The sequence below is a fragment of the Marinilactibacillus sp. GCM10026970 genome (genome assembly GCF_042660675.1).
Lineage (GTDB): Bacteria > Bacillota > Bacilli > Lactobacillales > Carnobacteriaceae_A > Marinilactibacillus.
Genome location: NZ_JBHSUL010000004.1, coordinates 1 through 5,287 on the forward strand (window position 1 = coordinate 1; position 5,287 = coordinate 5,287).

The following is a 5,287-nucleotide window of genomic DNA, read 5'->3' on the forward strand; positions in this document are numbered from 1 at the left end:
CCAATCGAGTATCGACGAACTCATACAAACGAGTGTAAAATAGCATAAAAAAACAGAGCAGAATATCTGCTCTGAAAAAAGTCTAACTTTTTGGGGTCACTATAGCTTGAGCACAGATAACGAACTAGTCTTTTTTTAAATTCAAGTTGATTATACTTATTTCATTGAACGTTCATCGGGTACAACATGGCTCTTAAGCAACCAAGAGTGGAAGAACCATTCAAAGATTGCGATACCCGCAGAAGCAACTAAACTTTCAAGGAAATAACTTTCCCCTAAAGCAAGGTATAGATAACCCCAAAGAATTGCTAAGGCACCACCCATGTCCACAACAGTAGCAACGATATTGCCAATTTTTCTTAAAACTAAAAGGTCTCCAATAACATAAATCATTAAGGAAACAATCGCGCCACCAATTACAGCATGCATAAGCGGGATATTCCAGATCAATGATAGAACAATCCACGAAATTAAAATAATCGCAATTGATTTAATGACGATAGCTTTCAAATGTTTCATTTTATTTCCTCCTTTTTTTAAGATAAAATTATCATATAACTATTTTTCGAATTAAACAAACAATAAAACTTGTGTTTTTGCTTTGTGTTAACGAACGACTTTCAAAGTAGGAAGAGTAAAAAGTTTTTGATTCCAAATATAGAAATGTCTGGTAAAATGGTAAGATAATCATGAGTTATAGTTTCGAAATAATGAGTAAGAGGTGAAGGAATTGGAAAAGGTACTTGTAGCAAATAGAGGCGAAATTGCGATTCGAATTTTTCGGGCTTTGACTGAATTGGGAATCGATACAGTAGGTGTATATGCTCAAGAAGATGAAAAAAGTGTTCATCGTTTTAAAGCAGATGAAGCTTACTTGGTTGGGAAAGGTAAAAAGCCAATAGATGCTTATTTAGACATAGAAGACCTTATCCGTATTGCTAAAGATTCTGGTGCGGATGCTGTTCACCCAGGTTATGGATTCTTATCAGAAAATTTGGACTTTGCCAAGCGATGCCAAGAAGAAGGAATCACATTCATTGGTCCAACTACGAATCAATTAGATGTATTTGGAGATAAATTAAAAGCGAAAAAAGTAGCATTAGAAGCAGGAATACCAACAATTCCAGGTACAGAAGATGCTATCCATACAATCGATGAAGTTGTGGAATTTGCAAACACTTACGGCTATCCAATTATTATGAAAGCTGCTCTTGGGGGCGGTGGACGTGGTATGCGTGTGGCATTCAACGAAGAAGAAGCGATTGATGGATTCAAGCGTGCTCAAAGTGAGGCAATTGCTGCTTTTGGTCGTGGAGATATCTACGTTGAACGTTATATCCAAAACCCTAAACATATTGAAGTACAGATCCTTGGAGACACCCATGGGAATCTTGTTCATTTGTTTGAAAGAGATTGCTCTGTTCAGCGTCGCCATCAAAAAGTTGTAGAAGTTGCACCGTGTGTTACATTGTCGGATGAAGTCAGAGAAGAACTTTGCCAGACTGCTGTTAAATTGATGAAACATGTTGAGTATGTTAATGCAGGGACCGTTGAGTTTCTACTTGAAGGGGAAAATTTCTTCTTTATTGAAGTCAACCCAAGAGTCCAAGTAGAGCATACAATATCAGAAATGATTACAGGGATAGATATAGTCCAATCACAAATTTTAATTGCCCAAGGTAAAGATCTTCATAAAGAAGTAGGGATACCGCATCAAGAAGATATAAAGCTCATTGGCGCGGCGATTCAATGCCGTATTACTACAGAAGATCCTTTGAACCAGTTTTATCCTGACACAGGAAAAATCAACACATACCGCTCTCCGGGTGGCTTTGGAGTACGTTTAGATTCAGGGAACGGCTTCCAAGGTTCAGTGATCACACCGTTCTTTGATTCTTTACTTGTTAAAGCTTCTGTTCATGCGACGGATTTTGCCGGTGCTGTTCAGAAAATGGGAAGAGTCTTGAAAGAATTCCGTATTAGAGGGGTCAAGACGAATATTCCTTTCTTAGCTAACGTAGTCAAACATCCAGATTTTATATCTGGTAATGCTTCGACAACCTTTATTGATCAAACACCAGAACTGTATATTTTCCCTAAAACACAAGATAGAGGAAATAAAACTTTACAATATATCGGGAATGTTACCGTTAATGGATTTCCAGGTATTGGTAAGGTAGATAAAGAACCATTGAAACCGTCAAGAATGCCAGGAAAATTGATTCTTCCAGAAAAAGATATTATCAGACCTAAAACCTTGCTTGATCAGCAAGGTCCTGAAGCTGTTACTAAATGGATTCATGAGAAGGATGCTGTATTACTGACAGATACTACTTTTAGAGATGCGCACCAGAGTCTTTTGGCAACTCGAATGAGAACAAAAGATATGTTGCAGATTGCTGATAAGATGGAACAAGGGATTCCTGAATTATTCTCTCTTGAAATGTGGGGCGGGGCGACATTTGATGTTGCTTACCGATTCTTGAATGAAGATCCATGGGAAAGATTAAGTAAACTTAGAAAGAAAATGCCAAATACTTTATTCCAAATGTTATTTAGAGGATCAAATGGTGTAGGTTACGAAAACTATCCAGATAACGTTTTGGAGAAGTTTATTCAGGTGTCTGCACAGAATGGGATCGATGTATTCCGAATTTTTGACAGTTTGAACTGGATTCCACAGATGGAAAAAAGTATTCAATATGTCCGTGATAATCACAAGATTGCTGAAGCAACGATTTGCTACACAGGGGATTTAAATGATCCATCCCAGACAAAATACACAATGGATTATTATAAGAAGATGGCAACAGAACTTGAGCAAGTCGGCGCCCACATTATTGCAATCAAAGATATGGCGGGGCTACTTAAACCTCATGCTGCATATCGTCTAATTTCGGAACTTAAAGAAACGGTTGATGTACCGATCCACTTGCACATGCATGATACGAGCGGAAATGGCGTCTATACCTATGGTGCGGCTATCCGAGCTGGGGTTGATATTGTGGATGTTGCTCAAAGTGCTTTAAGTGGAAAAACAAGCCAACCAAGTATGGGGAGTTTGTATTACGCCTTAGAAAACACAAAGCGTGCACCTGAAATCAATATCCAAAATGTTGAATACATTAATAGATACTTTGAAGATGTCCGGAAATCTTATGCTGTATTTGAAGAAAAAATGCCAGCAGCTTCAACGGAAGTTTACAAGCACCAAATGCCTGGTGGTCAATATACAAACTTGAAGCAACAAGCAAAAGGTGTTGGTTTAGAAGATAGATGGGACGATTTAAAGGCTATGTATGCTGTAGTCAACGATATGTTTGGTGATATTGTCAAAGTGACGCCTTCTTCAAAGGTTGTTGGAGATATGGCACTATTCATGGTTCAAAATGATTTATCTGAAGAAGATATTTTCAACAAAGGTAACAGTCTGAACTTCCCACAATCCGTCGTAAGCTTCTTTAAAGGAGAATTGGGTAGACCAGAAGGTGGTTTCCCTGAAGAACTGCAGAAAATCATTTTGAATGGTCAAGAACCCATTGAAGGACGTCCAGGGGATCATAGAGAACCATTAGATTTCAACGCACTAAAAGAAGAAATGGCTGCTTTCCTCGAAAGAGAACCAAGTATCGAAGAAATGTTGAGCTATGCGATGTATCCACAAGTATTCAAAGATTTTATCTTTTTCCAGAACACTTATGGGGATATCACGAAATTTGATACGGCTTCCTTCTTCTATGGTATGAGAACCGGAGAACAAATTGAAATCAGTATTCAAAAAGGTAAAACACTGATTATCAAGCTAAACCAGATTGGTGATCCGGATTCTGAAGGAAATAGAGTCTTGTATTTCGAATTGAATGGTCAAGGTAGACAAGTAGAAATCAAAGATAAGAGTATTACCAATACAAAAGCAGTACGCAAAAAAGCAGAACTATCAGATAAAGGTCATATTGGCGCAACGATGCCTGGATCTGTATTACAGATACTGGTTAGTCGTGGGGATAAAGTCGAAAAAGGAGAGCCTGTGATCATTACAGAATCTATGAAAATGGAAACAACCATTCGATCAGGCATTTCAGGTACGATAGAACACTTGTATGTGGCTGAGGGAGATCAAATCGAGACGAATGATCTACTAATCGAAATCGAAACAAAATAAATTGAATAGAACAGCGCGCTTTATCTATTGATTCAATCAGTAGTGAAGCGCACTGTTTTTTAAATTTCCGAACAATTACTAAAAATGTCAAAGAATTAACTAGGTTTTTAACACGATAAGATGTAGAATAGATAATGTAGAAATCGAATGTACGTTAAATAAAAGAGGTGTACGTGTTTGAAGATAAAAAGAAGTGAAAGACTGATCGATATCACCAATTACTTGCTGGAGCATCCGCATACGTTAGTATCGCTTACGTTTTTCTCAAAAAGATATGAGTCTGCAAAATCTAGTATAAGTGAAGATTTGACGATTGTTAAAAAGACCTTTTTAGAAAGAGGTATCGGTATTCTAGAAACGGTTCCAGGAGCCGCTGGTGGTGCAAGATACATACCAAAAATGAAAAGAGAAGATATTGAAGCTTTCATCGAAGAACTATCTGCAGAACTAAATCATTCAGAACGATTATTGCCGGGTGGATATGTTTACTTATCGGATATGCTTGGTCAGCCAGACTGGTTAAGAAAGATTGGGCGAGTAATTGCGTCTTTTTATATGGATAAGAAAATCGATGCAGTGATGACAGTTGCAACTAAAGGTGTGCCGATTGCACAAGCTGTTGCGACTTATCTAAATGTACCTTTTGTGATTGTCCGTAGAGATTCAAAAGTAACAGAAGGATCCACTGTAAGTATCAATTATGTATCAGGATCATCTTCACAGAGAGTGGAGAAGATGGAACTTTCTCGTCGTAGCCTTAAGAGGGGATCTAGAGTCTTGATTGTAGATGATTTCCTTAAAGGTGGAGGAACAGTCAATGGTATGAAGAGCTTGATTGAAGAATTTGATGCAGAACTAGTAGGGGCTACTGTAATCGCAGAAAATATTTATCAAGGGGTACGCTCTATTGATAATTATACAGCGCTGCTTAAAGTGAAGAGTGTAGACGTTGAGCATAGAACAATACAGGTTGTTCCGGGAAACTTTTTGACATCATTATAGACGACAAAAAAGCTATGGAATTGCGCCGACCCCCAGAAGTTAGACCTAAAATCTAACTTCTGGGGGTCTTTTTTAATGGCAAAATATAGTTTTGAATTTAAACATAAGATCGTAAAGGCGTAT

General features: G+C 37.8%; 3 protein-coding genes. 2 read left to right on the forward strand and 1 reads right to left on the reverse strand.

Going from position 1 to position 5,287, the window contains the following annotated elements:
• Window positions 1-156: 156 nt before the first annotated feature.
• On the reverse strand, window positions 157-519 hold the full coding sequence (locus ACFP65_RS01960; protein ID WP_379915427.1) for a DUF2512 family protein: 363 nt from the start codon (window positions 517-519) through the stop codon (window positions 157-159).
• A 211-nt stretch (window positions 520-730) separates the two neighbouring features.
• On the opposite strand from ACFP65_RS01960, the gene ACFP65_RS01965 reads away from it, so the two are divergent.
• Complete coding sequence (locus ACFP65_RS01965; protein ID WP_379915429.1) at window positions 731-4,162, forward strand: pyruvate carboxylase; 3,432 nt, start codon at window positions 731-733, stop codon at window positions 4,160-4,162.
• A 177-nt stretch (window positions 4,163-4,339) separates the two neighbouring features.
• Window positions 4,340-5,164, forward strand: a complete 825-nt coding sequence (gene purR, locus ACFP65_RS01970) for a pur operon repressor (protein WP_379915431.1) — start codon at window positions 4,340-4,342, stop codon at window positions 5,162-5,164.
• The last annotated feature ends 123 nt before the right edge of the window (window positions 5,165-5,287 follow it).

Coding starts and splice junctions, on each gene's coding strand:
- ACFP65_RS01960 (WP_379915427.1), bottom strand. CDS start 519: ATGAAACATTTGAAAGCTATCGTCATTAAATCAATTGCGATTATTTTA.